Origin of the sequence: Bradyrhizobium sp. CB82, assembly GCF_029714405.1 — a bacterium.
In the GTDB taxonomy this organism is placed as follows: domain Bacteria; phylum Pseudomonadota; class Alphaproteobacteria; order Rhizobiales; family Xanthobacteraceae; genus Bradyrhizobium.
Genome location: NZ_CP121650.1, coordinates 5654430 through 5679632 on the forward strand (window position 1 = coordinate 5654430; position 25203 = coordinate 5679632).

Genomic DNA, 25203 nt, shown 5'->3' on the forward strand with positions numbered 1-25203 from the left:
ATCCTCAAGCCTTCTTGGCTTTCTTGTCGCCGGAGTGGCCATGGAAGGTCCGGGTCGGCGAGAACTCGCCGAACTTGTGACCGACCATTTCCTCGTTGACCGCCACCGGCACGTGCTTCTGACCGTTGTAGACGCCGAAGGTCAGGCCGACGAATTGCGGCAGGATGGTCGAGCGACGGCTCCAGATCTTGATGACGTCGTGACGGCCGGACGCACGCGCCGCATCTGCCTTCTTGAGCAGCGACGCCTCGACGAACGGGCCTTTCCAGACTGAACGAACCATGTCCGGCGTTCCTTACTTCTTCCGCTTGTGGCGGCTTAGGAGAATGAATTTGTTGGTCGACTTGTTGGTACGGGTCTTCTTGCCCTTGGTCGGCTTGCCCCACGGGGTGACCGGGTGGCGACCGCCCGAGGTACGACCTTCACCACCGCCGTGCGGATGGTCGATCGGGTTCATGGCAACGCCGCGGTTGTGCGGGCGACGGCCCATCCAGCGCTTACGACCGGCCTTGCCGATCGAGGTGTTCATGTGATCGGGGTTCGAGACCGCACCGATCGTGCCGCGGCAACGGCCGTGCACCAGTCGCTGCTCGCCCGAGTTCAGGCGGATGATCACGTAGTCCTGATCGCGACCGACGAGCTGGGCGTAGGTGCCGGCCGAACGCGCGAGCTGGCCGCCCTTGCCGATCTTGGTCTCGATGTTGTGAATGATCGTGCCGACCGGCATGTTGCCGAGCGGCATGACATTGCCCGGCTTCACGTCGACATAGTTGCCAGCGATGATGGTGTCACCCACGGCCAGGCGCTGCGGCGCCAGGATGTAGGCCTGCTCACCGTCCTGGTACTTGATCAGCGCGATGAAGCCGGTGCGGTTCGGATCATACTCCAGCCGCTCCACGGTCGCAGGAACGTCGATCTTCTCGCGCTTGAAGTCGATGGTGCGCAGAGTCTTCTTGTGACCACCGCCACGGAAGCGCACGGTGATGCGACCGGTGTTGTTGCGGCCGCCCTTGGACAGCTTGCCCTCGGTGAGCGCCTTGAGCGGCTTGCCCTTGTAGAGGGCCGAGCGATCGACCATCACCAGCTGGCGCTGGCCCGGCGTCGTGGGATTGAATGTCTTCAGTGCCATCGTCGTAGGACCTTACAGACCTGTGGTCACGTCGATCCGGTGGCCCTCTTCGAGGGTCACGATCGCGCGCTTGGTGTTCGACTGCGAGCCGAGATTGCCGCGGAAGGCCTTGATCTTACCCTTGCGGACCAGCGTGTTGACGCTCTTCACCTTGACGTCGAACAGCTTCTCGATCGCTTCCTTGATCTGCGGCTTGGTCGCCTTGGCAGCCACCTTGAACAGAACCTTGTTGTGCTCCGAGGCAATCGTCGCCTTCTCGGTCACGACCGGCGACAGGATCACGTCGTAGTGGCGAGCCTCGATGTTCTTCGTCATTTGAAGCGCGCCTCCAGCGCATCGATGGCGGCCTTGGTCAGAACGAGCTTCTGACGGCGCAGGATGTCGTAGACGTTGATGCCCTGGATGGGCAGCACGTCCATGTTCGGGATGTTGCGGGCAGCCGCGGCGAAGCCCTGGTTGAGCTCGGCGCCGTCGATGATCAGCGCGTTGGTCAGGCCGAGCCCCGAGAAGTGGCCAAGCAGCGCCTTGGTCTTGGCAGCCTCGAGCGCGGCCTTCTCGATCACGACGAGATCACCGTCCTTTGCCTTGGCCGACAGCGCATGCTTCAGCGCGAGCGCGCGGACCTTCTTCGGCAGGTCGGTGGCGTGCGAGCGCACCACCGGACCGAAGGCACGGCCACCGCCGCGGAACTGCGGCACGCGGGCCGAGCCGTGACGAGCCCCGCCGGTGCCCTTCTGCTTGTACATCTTCTTGCCAGTGCGCCAGATCTCGGCGCGGCCCTTGGCCTTGTGGGTGCCGGCCTGACGCTTGTCGAGCTGCCACTTCACGCAGCGCGCGATGATGTCCTCGCGCGGCTCGAGGCCGAAAATGGCGTCGGAGAGCTGGACCGAGCCGGCTTCCTTACCTTCAAGGGTCGTGACTTTCAGTTCCATCTCACGCACCCTCCTGCTGGGCCGCAGCCTCGGCTTCGCCGCCGGCAACCTTGAACTTGCCGGGCTTCGGAGCTTCCTTCGGCAGCGGCTTCTTGACGGCGTCGCGCACGCGGATCCAGCCGCCCTTGGAGCCGGGAACGGCGCCTTCGACGAGGATCAGGCCGCGCTCGACGTCGGTCTGGACGACGCGAAGGTTGAGCGTGGTGATGCGGTCGACACCCATGTGGCCGGGCATCTTCTTGTTCTTCCAGGTCTTGCCGGGATCCTGACGGCCGCCGGTCGAACCGATCGAGCGGTGCGAGATCGACACACCGTGCGTGGCGCGCAGACCGCCGAAGTTCCAGCGCTTCATACCGCCGGCAAAGCCCTTACCGACCGAGGTGCCGGTGACGTCGACGAATTGGCCGACGACGAAATGATCGGCCAGGATCTCGGCGCCGACCGGGATCATGGCATCCGCGGAGACGCGGAATTCCTCGACCTGCCGCTTCGGCTCGACCTTGGCGACCGCGAACTGGCCGCGCTCAGCCTTGGGCATGTACACGGTCTTGCGGGTGCCGGCGCCAAGCTGGAGCGCGACATAACCGTTCTTCTCTTCGGTGCGGTGGCCTACGACCTGGCAATTGCCGAGCTTCAGCACGGTCACGGGGATATGTTCGCCGGTCTCCGTGAAGACCCGCGTCATCCCGACCTTTTGTGCGATCACTCCGGAGCGCATCGGCTTGCTTCCTGTTCTTTCTGTCCGCTTTCGCGAACGGGATCCAAAAATCTTAGAGCTTGATCTCGACGTCGACACCGGCGGCCAGGTCGAGCTTCATCAGAGCATCGACCGTCTGCGGGGTCGGATCGACGATGTCGAGCAGACGCTTGTGGGTGCGCATCTCGAACTGTTCGCGGCTCTTCTTGTCGACGTGCGGCGAACGGTTGACGGTGAACTTCTCGATGCGGGTCGGCAGCGGAATGGGTCCGCGAACCTGCGCGCCGGTGCGCTTCGCCGTATTCACGATCTCACGGGTCGACGTATCGAGGATACGATGGTCGAACGCCTTGAGACGGATGCGAATATTTTGGCCGTTCATTGCCGTGGTCTTTCTTCAATCAGAGTGGCGAATAGCGAATAGCGAATGCTGCCATCCGCTACTCGCCAATCTCTAGTCTCGTAATTACTCGATGATCGAGGCGACGACGCCGGCGCCGACGGTGCGGCCGCCTTCGCGGATCGCGAAGCGGAGCTTCTCTTCCATCGCGATCGGCACGATCAGGTGCACTTCCATCGCGATGTTGTCGCCCGGCATCACCATCTCGGTGCCTTCCGGCAGGTGCACGACACCGGTCACGTCGGTGGTGCGGAAGTAGAACTGCGGACGGTAGTTGGTGAAGAACGGGGTGTGGCGGCCGCCTTCGTCCTTGGTGAGGATGTAGGCCTCAGCCTTGAACTTGGTGTGCGGCTTGACCGAACCCGGTTTGCAGAGCACCTGGCCGCGCTCGACTTCCTCGCGCTTGGTGCCGCGGAGCAGCGCGCCGATGTTGTCGCCGGCCTGACCCTGGTCGAGCAGCTTACGGAACATTTCGACGCCGGTGACGGTGGTCTTGGTCGTCGCACGCAGACCGACGATCTCGATTTCGTCGCCGACCTTGACGATGCCGCGCTCGACACGGCCGGTCACCACGGTGCCGCGGCCCGAGATCGAGAACACGTCTTCGACCGGCATCAGGAACGGCTGGTCGATCGGGCGCTCCGGCTGCGGGATGTACTCGTCGACGTTGCGCATCAGCTCGAGGATGGCCTCGTGGCCGAGCTTCTTGTCGGAGTCTTCGAGAGCGGCCAGCGCCGAGCCCTTGATGATCGGGATCTTGTCGCCGGGGAATTCGTACTTCGAGAGCAGCTCGCGGACTTCGAGCTCGACGAGCTCGAGCAGCTCCGGATCGTCGACCATGTCGCACTTGTTGAGGAACACGACGAGCGCGGGCACGCCGACCTGGCGGGCGAGCAGGATGTGCTCACGGGTCTGCGGCATCGGGCCGTCAGCGGCCGACACGACCAGGATCGCGCCGTCCATCTGGGCAGCGCCAGTGATCATGTTCTTCACGTAGTCGGCGTGGCCGGGGCAGTCGACGTGCGCGTAGTGACGGTTCTTGGTCTCGTACTCGACGTGTGCGGTCGAGATGGTGATGCCGCGCGCCTTCTCTTCCGGCGCCTTGTCGATCTGGTCGTACGCCGTGAACGTCGCACCACCGGTTTCAGCGAGGATCTTGGTGATCGCCGCGGTCAGCGACGTCTTGCCATGGTCGACGTGACCGATGGTGCCGATGTTGCAGTGGGGCTTGGTACGTTCAAACTTTGCTTTGGCCATTTGACTCTCCGTTCAATCGTCAGCTCGAGACCGACGACAATCAGGCAAACTTCTTCTGGACTTCTGCCGACACGTTGGCCGGCGCTTCTGCGTAGTGGTCGAACTGCATGGTGAAGGTTGCGCGCCCCTGGCTCATCGAGCGCAGGTTATTCACGTAACCGAACATGTTCATGAGCGGCACCATCGCGTTGATGACGTTGGCGTTGCCGCGCATGTCTTGACCCTGAATCTGACCGCGCCGGGAATTCAGGTCGCCGATGACCGAGCCGGTGTAGTCTTCCGGCGTCACCACCTCGACCTTCATGATCGGCTCGAGCAGTACGGATTTACCCATCTGCAGCGCTTCACGGAAGCAGGCGCGCGAAGCGATTTCGAAGGCGAGCGCCGACGAGTCGACGTCGTGGTACTTACCGTCGACGAGTTGCACCTTGACGTCGACCACGGGGAAGCCCGCGACCACGCCGGAGGAGAGCACGCTCTCGAGACCCTTCTCGACGCCGGGGATGTATTCCTTCGGCACCGCGCCGCCGACGATCTTCGATTCGAACTCGAAGCCCTTGCCGGCTTCGTTGGGCTCGACGATGAACGACACGGCCGCGAACTGGCCGGTACCGCCGGTCTGCTTCTTGTGGGTGTAGCTGTGCTCCACCCGCTTGGTGATGCGCTCACGGAACGCCACCTGCGGCGCGCCGATGTTGGCGTCGACCTTGTAGGTGCGCTTGAGGATGTCGACCTTGATGTCGAGATGGAGTTCGCCCATGCCCTTGAGGATGGTCTGGCCGGACTCGTGGTCGGTCGACACGCGGAAGGACGGATCCTCGGCGGCGAGCTTGGCGAGTGCCACGCCCAGCTTCTCCTGGTCGGCCTTCGACTTCGGCTCGATCGCGATCTCGATGACCGGCTCGGGGAATTCCATCTTCTCGAGGATCACCTGCTTGTCGGGATCGCACAGCGTGTCGCCGGTGCGCGCTTCCTTCAGGCCGGCCAGAGCGACGATGTCGCCGGCATAGGCTTCCTTGATGTCTTCGCGGTTGTTCGCATGCATCAGCAGCATGCGCCCGATCCGCTCCTTCTTCTCGCGGGTCGAGTTCACGACGCCGGTGCCCGACGACAGAATGCCCGAATAGATGCGGCAGAAGGTGATGGTGCCGACGAACGGGTCGTCCATGATCTTGAACGCAAGCAGCGCGAGCGGCTCCTTGTCGTCCGCCTTGCGCACGACTTCGTTGCCCTTGTCGTCGGTGCCCTTGATAGCGGGCACGTCGAGCGGCGACGGCAGGTAGTCGACGACGGCGTCGAGCAGCGGCTGCACACCCTTGTTCTTGAAGGCCGAGCCGCACAGCACGGGATAGAACGCACCGGTCAAGACCGCCTTGCGGATCAGCCTCTTCAGCGTCGCCTCGTCCGGCTCCTTGCCGTCGAGATAGGCGGCCATGGCATCGTCGTCGAGCTCGACGGCGGCTTCCACCATCTTCTCGCGGTATTCCTTGGCCTGGTCGACGAGGTCTTCCGGAATGTCGACATAGTCGAACTTCGCGCCGAGCGATTCATCGTTCCAGACGACGCCCTTCATCTTCACGAGGTCGACGAGACCCTTGAAGTTGTTCTCGGCACCGATCGGAAGCTGGATCGCAACGGGCTTGGCGCCAAGGCGATCGACGATATCGGACAGACACTTGAAGAAGTCCGCACCGATCTTGTCCATCTTGTTGGCGAAGACGATGCGCGGAACCTTGTACTTGTCGCCCTGGCGCCAGACCGTCTCGGTCTGGGGCTCGACGCCCTGGTTCGAGTCGAGCACGCAGACGGCGCCGTCGAGCACGCGGAGCGAACGCTCCACCTCGATGGTGAAGTCGACGTGGCCGGGCGTGTCGATGATGTTCAGGCGCTTGCCGGCCCAGAACGCGGTGGTCGCAGCCGAGGTGATCGTAATGCCACGCTCCTGCTCCTGCTCCATCCAGTCCATCGTCGCGGCACCTTCGTGCACTTCGCCGATCTTGTGGCTCTTGCCGGTGTAATAGAGGATGCGCTCGGTCGTCGTGGTCTTGCCGGCGTCGATATGCGCCATGATACCGAAGTTACGGTAGTCCTCGATGGCATGTTGGCGGGGCATGGGTCGTTCCTTGCGAGTCCGTTAGGTGTCGCCGTTACCAGCGATAATGCGAGAAGGCACGGTTGGCTTCGGCCATCCTGTGCACGTCTTCACGCTTCTTGACGGCGTTCCCCCGGTTGTTCGATGCGTCCAAGAGCTCTGCCGAGAGCCGCTCGGTCATCGTCTTCTCGTTGCGCTCACGGGCAGCGGCGATCAGCCAGCGGATGCCCAGCGCCTGCCGGCGGGTCGAGCGGACCTCGACCGGAACCTGGTAGGTCGCGCCGCCGACGCGGCGGGAGCGCACTTCGATCGTGGGCATCACGTTCTCGAGCGCCTGCTCGAACACGCCGAGCGGGTTCTGCTTGGTCTTGGTTTCGATGATGCCGAGCGCACCGTAGACGATACCTTCGGCGACCGACTTCTTGCCGGCGTACATCACCGAGTTCATGAACTTCGTGATCACGATGTTCCCGAACTTGGGATCCGGCAGAACTTCGCGCTTTTCCGCTGAGTGGCGACGAGACATGGAAGAGGTTCCCGCTTACTTCGGACGCTTTGCGCCGTACTTCGAACGACGCTGCTTACGGTTCTTGACGCCCTGGGTATCCAGCACGCCGCGGAGGATGTGGTAGCGCACGCCGGGCAAGTCCTTGACGCGGCCGCCGCGGATCATGACCACCGAGTGTTCCTGGAGGTTATGGCCCTCACCGGGGATGTAGCCGATCACCTCGAAGCCGTTGGTCAGACGCACCTTGGCGACCTTACGAAGCGCCGAGTTCGGCTTCTTCGGCGTCGTGGTGTAGACGCGCGTGCACACGCCGCGCTTCTGCGGCGACTGCTGCAGCGCCGGCACCTTCTTGCGCGACTTCTGCACTTCACGCGGTTGTGCGATCAGCTGGTTGATCGTCGGCATCCTGGCCTTCACCCTTTTTCTGCCGCGGTCCCTTTCGAGCCCGCAAATTCTTCTTTCGGACTACCCGCCCGATGGAGCCGCCCTGCCCGGAACAATCCGTGCAAAGCGAAATTGCGCCAACCGCTCCATTACCGAGCGGAAAGCGCTTCGACGCCACAGAGGACCGCAGTCTTGGGGCCGATCAGCGTAAAGCCGACGGCCGTGTACCGAGGTCATGCATCCGAGTTTGATCTCAAGAGAACGAGCTCTAGAGAACTAAATTCGCACTGGCATTGCCTAGCTATGATCGACAGCGTTTGAGCGGCATTCGTCGAGGTTGGTGCCCACTTGACGATCCCAAAAGGATCAGGCGGGTGGCCCGTTCCGACGTTGGCGATGCTCACCGCCTGTCGTTAAGTGACGCGCTTTCTATAAGTGGGAATCACCTGAGTCAAGGCGAAACCACAGCAAGAGAAGGGCTTCTCGCGCTTAAAGAATTAGCTCGTTCGGCCCTCTCGCCCCCTCGCCGATCTAGGTTCCGGACCAGCGCTCCGCCAGGGCGAAAAGCTATTTATAGCCGGGTAAAATATACTTTTGTGACGTGCGCTAAGGTTTTTTTCCTGTTCATGCGTCAAGGTGCCACGCCGGGCGGAGAAACACCAACGCGGTACACCGACATTGCGATCATCGGCGGAGGGATCGCCGGCTCCGCCGCCGCCGCAATGCTGGGTCGCGCCGGTATCCAGGCCGTCCTCATTGACCCCCACACCGATTACCCACCGACTTCCGGGTCGAGAAAATCAGCGGTCGTGCCCAGCTCGAGCGCTTCTGGCGGACCGGAATCGCAGAATCAGTGCTCCGCCGCGCGACGTTTTGCGGCGAGAACTGGATCGCGCGATTCGGCCACCTGCTCGATAAGGCGCCGAGCCGGCAATTCAGCTTCCGCTACGAGTCCTTCGTCAACGCGATCCGCGCGGAAATTCCCGAAGCGGTCGCGCGGGTCTGCGCCAAGGCGCTGTCGATCGCGACGAGCCCCGACCGGCAGAGGATCACGCTCTCCGATCACGAGGTCGTCTCCGACCGCCTCGTCGTGCTCGCCAATGGATTGAACGTCGGCCTGCGCCATCAACTCGGCATCGAACGCGAGGTCGTCAGCGCCTGCCATTCGATCTCGATCGGATTCGACGTCGTGCCGGTCGGGCGCACCGCGTTCGATTTTCCGGCAATGACATATTTCTCCGAACGACCGAGCGACCGCATCCCCTACATCTCGCTGTTCCCGATCGGCACGCGGATGCGGGCAAACCTGTTCGTCTACCGCGCCTTCGACGATCCCTGGCTGCGCGACTTGCGGCAGGCGCCGGTCGCGACCCTCAATGCCGCGCTGCCGCGCCTATCGCGCATTGCCGGCGCCTTCGACGTCGCGAGCGAGATCAAGATTCGTCCCGTCGATCTATATGTGCACCGGGCCTGCCGCCAGGCCGGCATCGTGCTGGTCGGCGATGCCTTCGCAACTTCCTGCCCCGTCGCCGGCACCGGCACCGACAAGGTGTTCACCGATGTCGAACGGCTCTGCGGGGTGCACATCCCGGCCTGGCTTGCGACCGAGGGCATGGACGAGGACAAGATCGCCGCCTTCTATGACGACCCGGTCAAGCGCGCCTGCGATGCCTGGTCTGTGGCCGAGGCATTCGACTTCCGTGAAGTGTCGCTCGCAAGGAGCCCCTACTGGAGGGCACAGCGCTGGGCGCGCTTCGCAGCCTGGTTCGCCCAAGGTGCGGTGCGGCGGGCGGCGCGACTGGTTCACCTGGAGCCGAACTTCCTCGGTCACTCCTCCTCGCCATCCTCCTCGTCGTCCTCGTCATCATCATCATCGTCGCTGTCGTCGTCATCGACCTGAGCCGCCTCGCCACGCGGCTTGTGGATCTGGTCGTCCCACAGCTTGCGATAGGTGCCGTTCTTGGCGAGCAGCTCGGCATGCGAGCCGCGCTCGATGGCGCGGCCGCCTGAAATCACGATGATCTCGTCCATCTCGACGACAGAGGTCAGACGGTGGGTCGACCAGATCATGGTGCGCCCCTTGGCGACCTTAAGCAGGGTGCGATTGATCGCAGCCTCAGTCGTCTGGTCGAGCGCCGAGGTCGCTTCGTCCAAGAGCAGCACCGACGGATTGCGGACGATCGCGCGCGCGATTGCGATGCGCTGGCGCTGGCCGCCCGACAGCGTATCGCCGCGCTCGCCAACTGGCGTGTCGTATTTCTGCGGCAGGCTCATGATGTAGCGGTGGATCTCGGCCTTCTTCGCGGCCTCCACCACCTCATCGTCGGTGGCGCCCTCCTTGCCGAGCCGGATGTTCTCGCGGATCGACATGTTGAACAGCATGTTCTCCTGGAACACCACGGCCATGCTCCGGCGCAGCGAATCCAGCGTCACTTTCCGCACATCGACACCGTCGATGGTGACGCGGCCTTCGTCCGGTACGTAGAGGCGCAGGATCAGATTGAGCAGCGTGCTCTTGCCCGAACCGCTGGGCCCGACGATCGCGATGCTCTTGCCGACGTTGAGCTTGAGGCTGAGATTGTCCAGCACCGGCGTCTGGCTGCCTTCGTACTGGAAGGTGACATGGTCGAAGGTGATGTCGTTGGTGATCCGCGGCAGATCCGGCGCGCCCGGGCGATCGCCCCCCCGCGTCGGCTCGTCCAGCAGCTCCTGGATATGGCGCACGGCGGCGGCCGAGGAGATTGACACCGGGATGAAGTGCATCACGTGGGCAATGTTGTAGGAGACCTCCCAGAACGCGCTCTCGAAAGTGACGAAGGTACCGATGGTGATCTGCCCCTTGGTGGCGAGATACGCGCCGATCGCGAGCACCACGAGGTGCAGGAGCAGGACCGAGATCGTGACCGTCCGCTCCACCATGGTCGACAGGAACGCGGCCGACGCGATCCTGTTGCGGGTCTCGTCGTTGCGGAACGCGAAGAAGCCGAACATCTTGCGCTGCAGGCTGAATGCCTTGATCACGGCCTGTGCCGCCACGTTCTCCTGCACCATGCCGAGCAGCGCGCTCTCGTTGAGCTTCTGCTCGTAATTCGCCTGCACCGCCTTCGGGGTGAGAATGCGCGGCCCGATCAGCGTGATCGGAAACACCAGCAGCGCGACCACCGCGAGCTGCCAGTTCAAGAACAGCATCAGGATGATGCCGGCGATCAACTCCAGGAATGGAAGCGCCGCGCTGTTGACGAAGGTCTTGACCGAGCCTTCGAAGGCCGAGAGATCGACGGAGAAGCGCGACAGGATCTCGCCGCGCTTGGTGCGGCCGAAATACGCCGCCGGCAGGTCCTGCACGTGATCGAACAGCCGCTTGCGCACGTCGGAGATGATGCAGGCCGCGAGCCGAGCGTCCCAGCGCTCGTACCAGACCGCGACGATCGAGGTGAAGATGCCGGCGACGGCGAGCACGCCCAGGATCTTGTAGAGCGCCTGGAAATCCTCCTCGCCGAGCGCGTCGTCGATCAGGAACTTCAGGCTGAGCGGCATGATGACATTGAACAGCGTCTCGATCAGGACGCCGAACGACACGAAGGCCACTATTCTCTTGTAGTTCGCGAGGTGAGGTTTGACGAAACCCCAGATGGTGGCAAGGGCGCCCGCGGCTTCACGTGCAGTAAAAACGACGAGGTCCTCGTCCTCATCGTCGTCGAGTTCCAACAGCTCGTCCTCGTCTTCCTCGTCGTCTTCGTCGTCATCCACCTCGAGGTCGGGCTTGCCGGCGGGCGCAAGCTTGTTCTTGAGCTCGCCCGCGTCATCCGCAGCCGCGAGCTTGGGTTTGTCCGACGAGAGAGGCCTTTGCGCCATGAAACCAACCGATGCTGACGGCCGGCATGACCGCAGAGAAATCGAGGGGAAATAGCGGGAGCCGCTATGCCCGCGATTCTATGCGATCAGAATGAATTCGGCAAAACAATTGGCGAATTCGTCTGTCTTCAAGCACGATGACGCTCAAGCGAATCGTCATCGCGCCTTAGCTCTACGCACGACCATTTCGGAACACCGCTGCACACTTTTTCCGGATCGTGCTTTAATCGTCGTCCTCGACCTTGTCGAAAAAGGAATAGCGCAAGCTGTCGGCGTCGGCGTACCACTGCCCCGGCCCCTTGTTGGCGGCCAGCGTCGCTGCCCACAGCGCATCGGTGCAGTCATTGCGGTGCATCGACAGGTCGAACCCGTTGCCGAAGAACAACTCCGACCATTCCCACCAGGTGCCGAGCTTCTTGACCCCGCGCAGGAGGTCGTAGCGGTCGATCAGGCCAGGCGCCATGTCGGAGGTGATCGAGCCGAACACGAGGCCCGTCCTGACCACGCGGTTCAATTCCCTGATCGCGCGGACGACCTGCTTCTCGGAGACGTGGCAGAGGCTGGTCTCGAACACGAAATCGAACGCACCGTCCTTGAACGGCATGTCCACGATCGATCCGAGCTTGTTGTACTGCCTCAGCGCTTTCGGCGTCCTGGCGTGGATGGTGCGGTTGTTCTCGATGCCGAAGGCGTCGATCCCGCGCTCGCGCAGCGCGCCGACGAGCTCGCCGCTGGCAGAGCCCGCGACCAGCAGCTTGGCGCCTTTCGCGCTGCCCCAGACGATGCCGATGAGCTTCATCAGGTAGTCGGGATCGGTGAACTGGCGCCACGCTTCGCCGTAGGGACCCTGACCGCGGTAGTTGTCGAAATAGTCGCGGTCGATCTTGTCGGACAGCGTTGTCTCGTTCTGGCTGCGCGCGCGGCGCAGGCGCATCATCTCGGTCAGGATGATGTCGGTCGCAGCGTCCGAGGAATCGAGCAGACCGTTCAGCGTCGAATCGAACAGATAATCGCCGACCACGACGATGCCGGGATGCTCCTTCGGCTCGGGCCGATGATTGGTCATGACGTCGCGTACGGGCAAGCCGCCCGGTAACGCGTTCACCGAAGACAGCCAGCGGTGGATTTTGCCTTCCAAGAAATGCGCACGCGCGTCGCCGAACGAGGCCGGCAGCGATTTCAGCGCTGCGTCGATCAGCTCCTGGTCGGACAGATTGGCGAAGGCCAGCGCATCGGAGCCCGGAATGAGCCAGTTCAACACGCCGTGCTTGCCGACGTCGTGGCGGGCGCCCTCGTTGTAGACGCAGCAGCCTCCGAAAGCTTCCGACATGAACCAGGCGCCCGGGATCTTGTTGCCCCAGAACGGCGTGTCGAACAGGATCGAGACGCGCAGGTAATGCGCGGGGCGGTCGAAATAGGAGACGTGCTTGACCATCGACTTGCGGAGCCGCTCACCTTCCCAGCCGAGCGTGGCGAGCCAGGAATGCGGCAGGCAGACCAGCACGAGGTCGAAGTCGCGCGTCTCCGGCCCCTTGCCGTTCATCATCTTGAGCTGGTAGCGCCCGGTCGGCGCCTTGCCGACGGCGAACACGCGGTGATTGAGCTGGATGTCGGCATCGACCTCCGACTGCAGGCATTCGACGAGCTGCTCGTTGCCGTTCTGGATTGAATAGAGGCCGATATAGCCGTCGATATCCATCAGGTAGTTCTTGAGCGCGTTGAGCCCGTTGGTGTTGTGGCTCTCGGTCGCGATGTCGGAGCGCGCCATCACCTTGAAGAAGCGCTTGGCGGTCGCGTCGTCGACCTCCTCGTCCAGCACCTGCTCGGCGGTCTTGAAGGCCCAGGGATGCTCGTTGTCGTGCGCGCCGACGCCCTCGTAATATTCGATCGGCGACATCAGATCGGAGCAGCGCTTGCGGAAAGATTCGATGGCGGCCGCGGTCTTGGCGCCGTATTTGCGGCGCATGCCGGGCACGTCATTCAGGAGCTCGCCGCCGAACTGGACCTGCTCGGCATCCATCGGAATGGTCTGGAGCCCGAAATGCTGGATCAGTTCGCGCAGGGGATCGGGCCCCGTCATCGAGTAGTCGTAAATCTCGGCAACGCCGGCCTCGTACATCGCGGGCGCCGAGTCGAATTTGCGCGTGACAACCTTGCCCCCGAGCCGGTCGGATGCCTCGAAGATGGTGACGCGGCAGAGATCGCCGAGTTTGCGCTTCAGATACCAGGCGCTCATCAGCCCGCCGGGGCCGCCGCCTACGATTGCGAGGTCAAGCATGTCAGTTCCGTGGTCTCCGGCCGCCCCCCGTGTCGGGACCACCGGTCTAAGCTCTCTTAACAGAAGCGCTTTTCAGGCTGAAGGAAAGATGAACAAACGTCGTCCCTGCACCGCAGCAAGGAAACAAAGCAGCAAAAAGGCCGGCAAAAGCCGGCCTTTTCATTGTCCTCAGTAATCGTACGGATGAACCATCATTCCGCAGGCGGGAGCGCCACCGGCTCCGCTTCCGGCGCCGGAGAGACGATCGAGGCCTGCTTCTCGCGCTCGTCGAGGATCAGCTTGTCGCGCTTCATGGCGACTTCGCGGATCTTGGCCATGGAGGCGCCGGTGCCCGCCGGGATCAGCCGGCCGACGATGACGTTCTCCTTGAGACCCTCGAGCGGGTCGATCTTGCCGTTGACCGCCGCCTCCGTGAGGACGCGGGTGGTCTCCTGGAACGAGGCCGCCGAGAAGAACGAGCGGGTCTGGAGGCTCGCCTTGGTGATGCCGAGCAGGACCGGCGTTCCCGTGGCGGGCTTCTTGCCCTCTTCCTTGGCCTTCTCGTTGAGCGCGTCGAACTCGATCTTGTCGACCTGCTCGCCGGAGATCATGTCGGTCTCGCCCTGGTCGGTGATTTCCACCTTCTGGAGCATCTGACGGACAATCACCTCGATGTGCTTGTCGTTGATGAGCACGCCCTGGAGCCGGTAGACCTCCTGGATCTCGTTGACCAGATAGGCCGCGAGTTCCTCGATGCCCTTGATCGCCAAGATGTCGTGCGGTGCCGGGTTGCCTTCCACGATGAAGTCGCCCTTTTCGACGACGTCACCGTCCTGAAGGTGGATGTGCTTGCCCTTCGGGATCAGGTACTCGCGCGCCTCCTCGGTCTTGTCCATCGGTTCGATCGAGATGCGACGCTTGTTCTTGTAGTCGCGGCCGAAGCGGATGGTACCCGCGATCTCGGCGATGATCGCGGCATCCTTCGGACGCCGTGCCTCGAACAGTTCCGCCACGCGCGGCAGACCGCCCGTGATGTCACGCGTCTTGGCGCTTTCGGTCGAGATACGGGCGAGAATGTCGCCCGGCTGGACCTTGGCTCCGATGTCGACCGAGAGGATGGCGTCGACGGACAGCATGTAGCGGGCATCGCCGCCACGGGCGAGCTTGAGCACCTTGCCGTCCTTCCCCTTGATCACGATGGCCGGACGCAGGTCCGCACCGCCGCGGGTCGAGCGCCAGTCGATGACGACGCGCTTGGCGATACCGGTGGATTCGTCGAGCGTTTCCGAGATCGACTGCCCCTCGACCAGATCCTCGAAGCCGATGGTGCCTTCCACCTCGGTGAGAACCGGACGGGTGTACGGATCCCACTCGGCGATGCGCTGGCCGCGCTTGACCATGTCGCCCTCGTCGACGTGCAGGCGCGAGCCGTACTGGATACGGTGCGTCGCACGCTCGGTGCCATCGGCATCGACGATCGCCACCACCATGTTGCGCACCATCGCGACCAGGTGGCCTTCGCTGTTGCGGGCGATGGCCTTGTTCTTGATCACGATCTTGCCGTCGAAGTTGGATTCGACGAACGACTGCTCGTTGAGCTGTGCCGCACCGCCGATGTGGAAGGTGCGCATGGTGAGCTGGGTGCCCGGCTCGCCGATCGACTGCGCCGCGATGACGCCGACCGCTTCGCCGTGGTTGACCGGCGTGCCGCGGGCGAGGTCGCGGCCGTAGCACTTGCCGCAAATGCCGTTGACGAGCTCGCAGGTTAGCGCCGAGCGGATCTTCACCTCCTGGACGCCACCCTGCTGGATCGCATCCACGTGGCTCTCTTCCATCAGCGTACCGCGCTTGATGATCACCTTGCCCGAGCCGTCGCGCACGTCATCGCAGGCCACGCGGCCCAGGATGCGCGAGCCGAGCGAGGCCACCACGGTGCCGGCATCGACGATGGCGCGCATCTTGATGCCCAGCTTGGTGCCGCAGTCGTCCTGCGTGATGATGCAGTCCTGCGCGACGTCGACCAGACGGCGGGTCAGGTAGCCGGAGTTCGCCGTCTTCAACGCAGTGTCCGCGAGGCCCTTGCGGGCGCCGTGGGTCGAGTTGAAGTACTCGAGCACCGAGAGGCCTTCCTTGAAGTTCGAGATGATCGGCGTCTCGATGATCTCGCCCGAGGGCTTGGCCATCAGGCCGCGCATGCCGGCGAGCTGGCGCATCTGGGCCGGCGAGCCACGCGCGCCCGAGTGCGCCATCATGTAGATCGAGTTGATGTCGGCATCCGCACCGCTGGCCGTCTTCTTGGTCGCGGAGATCTCCTTCATCATCGCCTTGGCGATTTCTTCCGTAGCCTTCGACCAGGCGTCAACGACCTTGTTGTACTTCTCGCCATGGGTGATCAGTCCGTCATTGTACTGCTGCTCGAAATCCTTCGCGAGCGTACGGGTGGTGTCGACGATCTTCCACTTGCCGTGCGGCACGACCATGTCGTCCTTGCCGAACGAGATGCCGGCCTTGAACGCGTTGTAGAAGCCGAGCGCCATGATGCGGTCGCAGAAGATCACCGTCTCCTTCTGGCCGCAGTGGCGGTAGACCTGGTCGATGACGCCGGAGATCTCGCGCTTGGTCATCAGCTTGTTGATGATGTCGTACGAGATCTTCGGGCTCTTCGGCAGCACGTTGCCGAGCATGATGCGGCCGGGCGTGGTCTCGATCCAGCGGCGGGCCGGCTTGCCGTCCTCGCCAATGCCTTCCCACCGGTACTTGATCTTGGTGTGGAGGTGGATGACCTTCGAATGCAGCGCGTGCTCGAGCTCGGCCATTTCGCCGAACACCTTGCCCTCGCCGGGCATGCCTTCGCGCAGGATCGACAGGTAATAGAGACCGAGCACGATGTCCTGCGACGGCACGATGATCGGCTGGCCGTTCGCAGGATGCAGGATGTTGTTGGTCGACATCATCAGGACGCGCGCTTCGAGCTGCGCTTCCAGCGACAGCGGAACGTGGACGGCCATCTGGTCGCCGTCGAAGTCCGCGTTGAACGCGGCGCAGACCAGCGGGTGGAGCTGGATCGCCTTGCCCTCGATCAGCACGGGCTCGAACGCCTGGATGCCGAGGCGGTGCAGCGTCGGCGCGCGGTTGAGCAGCACCGGATGCTCGCGGATCACCTCGTCCAGAATGTCCCAGACCTCGGGCCGCTCCTTCTCGACCAGCTTCTTCGCCTGCTTGACGGTGGTGGACAGGCCCTTGGCGTCAAGCCGCGAATAGATGAACGGCTTGAACAGCTCGAGCGCCATCTTCTTCGGCAGGCCGCACTGATGCAGGCGCAACTCGGGACCGACCACGATCACCGAACGGCCCGAATAGTCGACGCGCTTGCCGAGCAGGTTCTGGCGGAAGCGGCCCTGCTTGCCCTTGAGCATGTCGGCGAGCGACTTCAGCGGACGCTTGTTGGCTCCCGTGATGACGCGGCCGCGGCGGCCGTTGTCGAACAGCGCGTCGACGGCCTCCTGAAGCATGCGCTTTTCGTTGCGGATGATGATGTCCGGCGCGCGCAGCTCCATCAGCCGCTTCAGGCGGTTGTTGCGGTTGATGACGCGGCGGTAGAGGTCGTTGAGGTCGGAGGTCGCGAAGCGGCCGCCGTCGAGCGGCACCAGCGGACGAAGGTCCGGCGGGATCACCGGAACGACGGTGAGGATCATCCATTCCGGCTTGTTGCCGGAGTGGCGGAACGCCTCCACGATCTTCAGGCGCTTGGCGAGCTTCTTGTGCTTGATGTCGGAGTCGGTCTCCTGCATCTCGGCACGCAAGCTCACCTCGAGCTTCTCGAGGTCCATGCCCTTGAGCAGTTCGCGGATCGCCTCGGCGCCGATCATGGCGGTGAAGGAATCCTGGCCGTACTCGTCCTGGGCCTTCAGATACTCGTCCTCCGACAGGAGCTGACGGTCCTTCAGCGCGGTGAGGCCGGGCTCCAGCACAACGTAGTATTCGAAGTAGAGGATCCGCTCGAGATCCTTCAGCGTCATGTCGAGCAAGAGGCCGATGCGCGAGGGCAGCGATTTCAGGAACCAGATGTGGGCGACGGGCGCGGCGAGCTCGATGTGGCCCATGCGCTCGCGCCGGACGCGCGACAACGTGACCTCGACCGAGCACTTCTCGCAGATGATGCCCTTGTACTTCATGCGCTTGTACTTGCCGCACAAGCACTCGTAGTCCTTGATCGGCCCGAAGATGCGCGCGCAGAAAAGGCCGTCGCGCTCGGGTTTGAACGTCCGGTAGTTGATGGTCTCCGGCTTCTTGATCTCGCCGTAGGACCAGGACAGAATCTTCTCGGGAGACGCGATCGAGATCCGGATCTGGTCGAAGACCTGAGCCGGCGTCGTCGGGTTAAAAAGATTCATAATCTCTTGGTTCATCGTCTTCTCCTCGCGTGCCGGTCGAGGCCGGCAGCAAATTCGAAAATCTCACATCGCGGAGCGCCCTGCCCTCACCGCGCGGGACAAGGCGCCGATGCCCGGCCTTTGCGGCCGGGCATGAAGAGTCGCGTTACTCGGCCGCCTCGGAGGTCGGCGCCGGTCCCATCTTGGAATTGTGCAGGTCGACGTTGAGGCCGAGCGAGCGCATTTCCTTGACCAGGACGTTGAAGGACTCCGGAATACCGGCCTCGAACGTGTCGTCGCCGCGCACGATCGCCTCGTACACCTTGGTACGGCCGGCGACGTCGTCCGACTTCACGGTCAGCATTTCCTGGAGCGTGTAGGCCGCGCCGTAAGCTTCGAGTGCCCACACCTCCATTTCGCCGAAACGCTGGCCGCCGAACTGCGCCTTACCGCCCAGCGGCTGCTGAGTGACGAGCGAGTACGGACCTATCGAACGCGCGTGGATCTTGTCGTCGACGAGGTGGTGCAGCTTGAGCATGTAGATGTAGCCCACCGTGACCTTGCGATCGAAGGGATCGCCGGTACGGCCGTCATAGACGGTCGACTGGCCCGAAGCGTCGAGACCGGCGAGCTTCAGCATCTCCTCGATGTCGGCTTCCTTGGCGCCGTCGAACACCGGCGTCGCAATCGGCACGCCGTGGCTCAAATTGCGGCCGAGCTCAAGCAGCTCATTGTCATTGAGCGTCTTGATCGTCTCGTCCTCGCCGTAGATCTTCTTCAAGGTCTCCTTCAGCGGCTTCACGTCCTGCTTCGACAGATAGGCGTCGACCGTCTGGCCGATGCGCTTGCCGAGGCCGGCGCAAGCCCAGCCGAGATGCGTCTCGAGAATCTGCCCGACGTTCATGCGCGAAGGCACGCCGAGCGGATTGAGCACGATGTCGGCATGGGTGCCGTCCTCGAGGAACGGCATGTCCTCGATCGGCACGATCTTCGACACCACGCCCTTGTTGCCGTGGCGACCGGCCATCTTGTCGCCTGGCTGGATCTTGCGCTTCACCGCGACGAAGACCTTGACCATCTTCATCACGCCGGGCGGCAGCTCGTCGCCGCGCTGCAGCTTCTCGACCTTGTCGAGGAAGCGCTGTTCAAGCCCCTTCTTCGACTCGTCGTACTGCTTCCGCATGGCCTCGATCTCGGCCATCAGCTTGTCGTTGGGCGAGGCGAACAGCCACCACTGCGACTTCGGATACTCCTCGAGCACCGCACGGGTGATCTTGGTGTCCTTCTTGAAGCCCTTGGGGCCCGCGATGCCCTGCCGTCCTTCGAGAAGGTCCGCAAGACGGCTGTAGACGTTGCGGTCGAGGATCGCCTGCTCGTCGTCGCGGTCCTTGGCGAGACGCTCGATCTCCTCGCGCTCGATCGCCAGCGCACGCTCGTCCTTGTCGACGCCGTGGCGGTTGAACACGCGCACTTCCACGATCGTGCCCTGCACGCCCGGGGGCACGCGGAGCGAGGTATCGCGGACGTCGGAGGCCTTCTCGCCGAAGATGGCGCGCAAGAGCTTTTCTTCCGGCGTCATCGGGCTCTCGCCCTTCGGCGTGATCTTGCCGACCAGGATGTCGCCGGCGCGCACCTCGGCGCCGATATAGACGATGCCGGCTTCGTCGAGGTTCTTCAGCGCTTCTTCCGAGACGTTCGGAATGTCGCGGGTGATTTCCTCAGGACCGAGCTTGGTGTCGCGGGCCATCACCTCGAACTCCTCGATGTGGATCGAGGTGAAGACGTCGTCCTTCACGATCCGCTCGGAGAGCAGGATCGAGTCTTCGAAGTTGTAGCCGTTCCACGGCATGAACGCGACCAGAACGTTGCGGCCCAGAGCGAGTTCGCCGAGATCGGTCGACGGACCGTCGGCGATGATGTCGCCCTTCTTGACGATGTCACCGACCTTCACCAGCGGACGCTGGTTGATGCAGGTCGACTGGTTGGAGCGCTGGTACTTCATCAGACGGTAGATATCGACGCCCGACTTGGTCGGATCGAGATCTTCCGTCGCGCGGATGACGACGCGGGTCGCGTCGATCTGGTCGATCACGCCTGAACGGCGCGCTGCGATCGCAGCGCCCGAGTCACGCGCAACCACGCCTTCCATGCCGGTGCCGACGAAAGGTGCCTCGGCGCGAACCAGCGGCACCGCCTGGCGCTGCATGTTCGAGCCCATCAGCGCACGGTTGGCGTCGTCGTTCTCGAGGAACGGAATCAGGGCCGCCGCGACCGAAACGAGCTGCTTCGGCGACACGTCCATGTAGTCGACCTTGTCCGGCGTCACCGGCAGAACTTCGCCGGCGTGACGACAGACCACGAGGTCCTCGGTGAAGCGGCCCTTGGCGTCGAGCGGCACGTTGGCCTGCGCGACGGTATAGCGGCCCTCCTCCATCGCCGAGAGATACACGACCTCGTCGGTGACGCGGCCGTCCTTCACCTTCCGATAAGGCGTCTCGACAAAGCCGTACTTGTTGACGCGCGCGAAGGTCGCGAGCGAATTGATCAGGCCGATGTTCGGACCTTCCGGCGTCTCGATCGGGCAGATGCGGCCATAATGCGTCGGATGCACGTCGCGCACCTCGAAGCCGGCGCGCTCACGGGTCAGACCGCCCGGTCCAAGCGCCGAGAGACGACGCTTGTGGGTGATCTCCGACAGCGGGTTGGTCTGGTCCATGAACTGCGACAGCTGCGAGGAGCCGAAGAACTCGCGCACCGCGGCGGCCGCGGGCTTCGCGTTGATCAGGTCCTGCGGCATGACCGTGTCGATGTCGACCGAGGACATGCGCTCCTTGATCGCGCGCTCCATGCGGAGCAGGCCGATGCGGTACTGGTTCTCCATGAGTTCGCCGACCGAGCGCACACGGCGGTTGCCGAGGTGGTCGATGTCGTCGATCTCGCCCTTGCCGTCGCGCAGGTCCACCAGCGTCTTGATGACGGAGAGGATGTCTTCCTTGCGCAGCGTGCGCTGGGTATCGGGCGCATCGAGGTCGAGGCGCATGTTCATCTTGACGCGGCCGACCGCCGAGAGGTCGTAGCGCTCGGCGTCGAAGAACAGCGACTGGAACATCGCCTGCGCAGATTCCAGCGTCGGCGGTTCGCCCGGACGCATCACGCGGTAGATGTCGAACAGCGCGTCCTCGCGCGTCATGTTCTTGTCGGCCGAGAGCGTGTTGCGGATGTAGGCGCCGACATTGACGTGGTCGATGTCGAGCAGCGGCAGCTCCTTGTAGCCGTGCTCGTTGAGGCCCTTCATCAGCTTGTCGGTGATTTCCTCACCGGCCTCCGCATGGATCTCGCCGGTCTTCGGATTGACGAGGTCCTCGGCGACGTAGTTGCCGACCAACTCCTCATCGGCCATGCGCAGCGCCTTCAGCCCCTTTTCCTGGAGCTGGCGGGCGGCGCGCACGGTGAGCTTCTTGCCCGCCTCGAGCACGACCTTGCCGGTGTCGGCGTCGATCAGGTCGCTCGTCGTGGAATAGCCGCGGAAACGGTTGGCGTCGAACGGAACCCGCCAGCCTTCCTTGGTCCGCTTGTAGAGGATGCGCTTGTAGAAAGTGTTGAGAATCTCCTCGCCGTCGAGCCCGAGCGCGAACATCAGCGACGTCACCGGAATCTTGCGGCGACGATCGATACGCGCATAGACGATATCCTTGGCGTCGAACTCGATGTCGAGCCAGGAGCCACGATACGGGATCACGCGAGCGGCGAACAACAGCTTGCCCGAGGAGTGGGTCTTGCCCTTGTCATGGTCGAAGAACACGCCGGGCGAACGGTGCATCTGGGAGACGATGACGCGCTCGGTTCCGTTGACGATGAAGGTGCCGTTCATCGTCATGAGCGGGATGTCGCCCATGTAGACGTCCTGCTCCTTGATATCCTTGACCGACTTCGCGCCGGTTTCCTCATCGATATCGAACACGATGAGGCGCAGCGTCACCTTGAGGGGTGCAGCGAAGGTCATGCCGCGCTGGCGACACTCATCCACATCATATTTCGGCGGCTCGAACTCGTAGCGGACGAATTCGAGCATCGAGGTGCCGGAGAAGTCCGAGATCGGGAACACCGAGCGGAACACCGCCTGCAAGCCCTCATCCGGCCGCCCGCCCATGGGTTCGTCGACCATCAGGAACTGGTCATAGGACGCCTTCTGAACCTCGATGAGGTTCGGCATCTCGGCGACTTCCTTGATATGTCCGAAAAACTTGCGAACGCGTTTGCGACCGGTGAATGTCTGCTGCGCCATCGTGGCCTCTCATTTCGGCGCCCGCCCTGGGCGCGCCTTCCGGGACACGGCTGCCACCGCTTCCGGGTTGAATTTTTCGAACCCGTTTTGAGGATCGGAAATCCAGTTTCGGACTGTCAAAGTCCTGAACTGTTCTTCAGACCTTCAAAACGCAAAACGACGCGCGGGGCGCAAAGGCGCACCCGCCCGTCACAACGATTGTCTTCACGGACTGCAAAAGCCCGAAATAGCCTGCTCTCCCAACGGCTTGCGGGAAACTGCGCCTTCCACGCCGACCGTGCTTTCGTGCTGTCGACCCGATATGGGGCGACAATAGTGGAGATTCGATGGGTAAGCCCTCAAATCCCCACACTTTTTCGTGTTCGGCCTGCGTCGGGATGTCCCGTCGCACGCCTTTTGCATCCGACCCGTACGCCGCGACCGGAACCGGTCATCGACCTCGCGGGCCAAGATCCCGGGTCTCGCATTCGCTCGCCCGGGATCTCGCGCAAGTAGCCTGCGCTTACTTGAGCTCGACCTTCGCGCCAGCCTTCTCGAGCTGGGCCTTGATCTTGTCGGCTTCTTCCTTGTTCACGCCTTCCTTCAGCGGCTTCGGAGCGCCCTCGACGAGGTCCTTCGCTTCCTTCAGGCCCAGGCCGGTGATGGCGCGGACTTCCTTGATGACCTCGATCTTCTTGTCGCCGGCGGCGGCGAGAACGACCGTGAACTCGGTCTTCTCTTCGGCCGGAGCGGCGGCAGCGCCACCGGCAGCCGGGCCGGCCACCGCGACGGCGGCAGCGGCGGACACGCCCCACTTCTCTTCGAGGAGCTTGGCGAGTTCAGCGGCTTCGAGCACGGTGAGGCTCGAGAGGTCGTCAACGATCTTCTGCAAGTCAGCCATTGTTCTGTTTCCTTAAGTGTAAGTCTGGTTCGGGTTTGAGTTTTGCGAAGGGCGTCAGGCCGCCTCGCCCTTTGAGGCATGAGCCTGAATGACGCGTGCGAGCTTGCCCGCCGGCGCGTTCGCGAGCTGGGCGAGCTTGGTCGCCGGAGCCACGATGAGGCCGACGATCTTGCCGCGCAGTTCGTCGAGCGACGGCAGCGAGGCAAGCGCCTTCACGCCGTCGACATTCAGGACGGTCTTGCCCATCGAGCCGCCGATGATGACGAACTTCTCGTTCGCCTTGGCGAAATCGATGGCGACCTTTGGCGCCGCTACCGGATCGTTCGAAGTCGCGATCACGGTCGGTCCCTTCAGCATGGGGCCGATGGCAACGACGTCAGTGCCTTCAAGAGCAATTTTGGCGAGACGGTTCTTCGAGACCTTCACCGAAGCACCCGCCTGCTTCATCTGCTGGCGCAGCTTCTGCATCTGGGCAACGGTGAGGCCGGAATATTGAGCAACGACCGCGACGCTCGTGGTCTTGAAGACCTCATTGAGCTGTTCGACCGCTTCCTTTTTTGCCGCTCGTTCCACAGCAAGCTCTCTCCGGTTGGCGGTCGTCGCGCAAAAAGCGGGACCGCCGGGTTGCACCCATCGTCCCACCCAAAACCTGAACCTCTGGGCCAAAAACCCTTCGGACACGCCGGGCAAGACGACAATTCAAAGCCTGCCCTCCCGGAACCCATGTCGGGCCCACGGGGTGTCGAGGTCCGAACCAGACCCATTCCGAACCACCCAAGGAGTGGCTGCGAAGTGAAATCCGGTCTTCACCCGTCTATGCAGGCCATGCGATTAAGCCGTTGGGAAATCTAGATTTCCCGCGGGCGCCTGCAGTCTTGGACAGGATAAGGCCAGCCGGCACGCCGGTTGACCTTTGCCCGCATTCCACCAACTTGATGAGGCCTCCTTCCTTTTCGGGCAAATCCTTGCGGACGTCCTGAGAAGGAATGATCTCCTATCTTATCGGGATTTCGGAATGCGTGCACGAACGCGCCAGCTACGGCCAGCACGTCCGGAGCCGATTGTTTAACCGCTCTTGACGGCCTTGCCAAGAGCAAAATTCGCACCAAATTCCAACCGATCGGCGCTGGCCCCTACCGTGACAAGAAAAGGGTCGATTCAGGCCGGCTTGACCGCGTAAGGCAGCGGCCTCCCTTCAAAGAACGCGGTGAGGTTCGCCAGCACGCAATCCTGCATCGCGACGTGCGAATCAAGGGTATGGCCGCCAATATGCGGGGCCAGCACCACATTGGGCAGCGCAGTCAGCGCATCGGGCGCGTGCGGCTCGTTCGCATAGACGTCGAGCCCGGCGCCGGCGATCGTCTTGTCGGTCAGCGCCGCCACGAGGGCCTTCTCATCGATCACCGAGCCGCGGGAAATGTTGACGACATAGCCATCCTCGCCCAGCCGCTTAAGGAGGTCGGCGTTGACGACGTGATGCGTCTCGACGCCGGCGCGCACGGCGATCATGAGTACGCTGCACCAGTCGGCAAGCGCCTCGAGCGAGGAGAAATATTGATAGGGCACGTCGTGGCGAGTGCGACTGCAATAGCCGACCTCGCTCTCGAACGCCGCGCAGCGTGCCGCGATCTTGCGCCCGATCTCGCCCATGCCATAGACGCCGATGCGGCGACCAGGCATGCCGGCCTGCGGCCGCATCATCGGCGAGGGTTTTGACGCGGCCCAATCGCCGCTGCGGACGTATTGATCTGCGACCAGGATCCGACGGGTGGCGGCGAGCATCAAGGTCATCGCGATATCGGCAACGGAGGCCGCATTGGCGCCGGGGCTGTGGCCGACCGCGATCGCACGGGCGGCCGCCGCCTTCAGGTCGATCCCGTCATAACCGGTGCCGTAGCAGACGATTGCACCCAGCTTCGGAAAGAGATCCATTTCGCCGCCGCCGAGCGGCGTACCACCGGCCGTGAGCAGCGCGCGGATGCCACCTAATACGTCGCTCGAAAACACCTCCTGCGCCGGCTTGCCGGCGGTGTCGAGCAATTCAAACCACTCGGCGAAACGCGCCATCATCGTCTTCGGGAAGCGCGAGTAGATCAGGACCTTGTCAGCCATTGTTATTGTTTCCCGCGAACGACGCCCCACAAATGGAAGGGG

At 63.1% G+C, this 25203-nt stretch carries 17 protein-coding genes and 1 pseudogene; 1 reads left to right on the forward strand and 17 read right to left on the reverse strand.

The window, feature by feature from the left end:
• Positions 1 to 4: 4 nt before the first annotated feature.
• The 10 genes from rpsS to rpsL form a co-directional block, all read right to left on the reverse strand.
• Positions 5 to 283, reverse strand: coding sequence for a 30S ribosomal protein S19 (rpsS, locus tag QA640_RS27630; RefSeq protein ID WP_008963465.1), 279 nt, complete (start codon positions 281 to 283; stop codon positions 5 to 7).
• A 12-nt stretch (positions 284 to 295) separates the two neighbouring features.
• Positions 296 to 1129, reverse strand: a complete 834-nt coding sequence (rplB, locus tag QA640_RS27635) for a 50S ribosomal protein L2 (RefSeq protein ID WP_283036042.1) — start codon at positions 1127 to 1129, stop codon at positions 296 to 298.
• Positions 1130 to 1141: 12 nt separating this feature from the next.
• On the reverse strand, positions 1142 to 1444 hold the full coding sequence (locus QA640_RS27640; protein WP_283036043.1) for a 50S ribosomal protein L23: 303 nt from the start codon (positions 1442 to 1444) through the stop codon (positions 1142 to 1144).
• A complete protein-coding gene (rplD, locus tag QA640_RS27645) occupies positions 1441 to 2061 on the reverse strand; it encodes a 50S ribosomal protein L4 (protein ID WP_283036044.1) in 621 nt (206 codons plus the stop codon). The genes QA640_RS27640 and rplD overlap by 4 nt, the downstream gene beginning before the upstream one ends.
• Position 2062: 1 nt before the next feature.
• Positions 2063 to 2779 carry a 50S ribosomal protein L3 gene (gene rplC, locus QA640_RS27650; protein WP_027520964.1) on the reverse strand — a complete coding sequence of 239 codons (717 nt, stop codon included), beginning with the start codon at positions 2777 to 2779 and terminating at the stop codon, positions 2063 to 2065.
• Positions 2780 to 2831: 52 nt separating this feature from the next.
• A complete protein-coding gene (gene rpsJ, locus QA640_RS27655) occupies positions 2832 to 3140 on the reverse strand; it encodes a 30S ribosomal protein S10 (protein ID WP_002712302.1) in 309 nt (102 codons plus the stop codon).
• An 84-nt stretch (positions 3141 to 3224) separates the two neighbouring features.
• Positions 3225 to 4415 (reverse strand): elongation factor Tu, encoded by a 1191-nt coding sequence (tuf, locus tag QA640_RS27660; protein WP_283036045.1) that lies wholly within the window; start codon positions 4413 to 4415, stop codon positions 3225 to 3227.
• Positions 4416 to 4455: 40 nt separating this feature from the next.
• Positions 4456 to 6528, reverse strand: a complete 2073-nt coding sequence (gene fusA, locus QA640_RS27665) for an elongation factor G (protein WP_283036046.1) — start codon at positions 6526 to 6528, stop codon at positions 4456 to 4458.
• 34 nt (positions 6529 to 6562) lie between these two features.
• Complete coding sequence (gene rpsG / locus QA640_RS27670; protein ID WP_063701818.1) at positions 6563 to 7033, reverse strand: 30S ribosomal protein S7; 471 nt, start codon at positions 7031 to 7033, stop codon at positions 6563 to 6565.
• Between the two features lie 15 nt (positions 7034 to 7048).
• Positions 7049 to 7420, reverse strand: coding sequence for a 30S ribosomal protein S12 (gene rpsL / locus QA640_RS27675; RefSeq protein ID WP_007603006.1), 372 nt, complete (start codon positions 7418 to 7420; stop codon positions 7049 to 7051).
• Between the two features lie 605 nt (positions 7421 to 8025).
• On the opposite strand from rpsL, the pseudogene QA640_RS27680 reads away from it, so the two are divergent.
• Positions 8026 to 9299 (forward strand): annotated as a pseudogene (locus QA640_RS27680) (FAD-dependent monooxygenase).
• On the opposite strand, the gene QA640_RS27685 reads toward QA640_RS27680, so the two are convergent.
• From QA640_RS27685 to QA640_RS27715, 7 genes are all read right to left on the reverse strand, one after another.
• On the reverse strand, positions 9227 to 11254 hold the full coding sequence (locus QA640_RS27685) for an ABC transporter ATP-binding protein (protein WP_283036047.1): 2028 nt from the start codon (positions 11252 to 11254) through the stop codon (positions 9227 to 9229). The pseudogene QA640_RS27680 and the gene QA640_RS27685 sit on opposite strands and share 73 nt — an antisense overlap.
• A gap of 223 nt (positions 11255 to 11477) precedes the next feature.
• Positions 11478 to 13532: an FAD-dependent oxidoreductase gene (locus tag QA640_RS27690; protein ID WP_283036048.1), complete on the reverse strand. Its 2055-nt coding sequence runs from the start codon at positions 13530 to 13532 to the stop codon at positions 11478 to 11480.
• Positions 13533 to 13723: 191 nt separating this feature from the next.
• A complete protein-coding gene (gene rpoC, locus QA640_RS27695) occupies positions 13724 to 17920 on the reverse strand; it encodes a DNA-directed RNA polymerase subunit beta' (RefSeq protein ID WP_283036049.1) in 4197 nt (1398 codons plus the stop codon).
• A 130-nt stretch (positions 17921 to 18050) separates the two neighbouring features.
• The gene (gene rpoB / locus QA640_RS27700; RefSeq protein WP_283036050.1) at positions 18051 to 22169 is read right to left on the reverse strand and encodes a DNA-directed RNA polymerase subunit beta; all 4119 of its coding nucleotides are present in this window, start codon (positions 22167 to 22169) and stop codon (positions 18051 to 18053) included.
• A gap of 502 nt (positions 22170 to 22671) precedes the next feature.
• Positions 22672 to 23049 carry a 50S ribosomal protein L7/L12 gene (gene rplL, locus QA640_RS27705; RefSeq protein ID WP_283036051.1) on the reverse strand — a complete coding sequence of 126 codons (378 nt, stop codon included), beginning with the start codon at positions 23047 to 23049 and terminating at the stop codon, positions 22672 to 22674.
• Positions 23050 to 23103: 54 nt separating this feature from the next.
• Positions 23104 to 23622 (reverse strand): 50S ribosomal protein L10, encoded by a 519-nt coding sequence (rplJ, locus tag QA640_RS27710; RefSeq protein ID WP_283036052.1) that lies wholly within the window; start codon positions 23620 to 23622, stop codon positions 23104 to 23106.
• Positions 23623 to 24207: 585 nt separating this feature from the next.
• Positions 24208 to 25161 carry a 2-hydroxyacid dehydrogenase gene (locus QA640_RS27715; protein ID WP_283036053.1) on the reverse strand — a complete coding sequence of 318 codons (954 nt, stop codon included), beginning with the start codon at positions 25159 to 25161 and terminating at the stop codon, positions 24208 to 24210.
• Between the last annotated feature and the right edge of the window lie 42 nt (positions 25162 to 25203).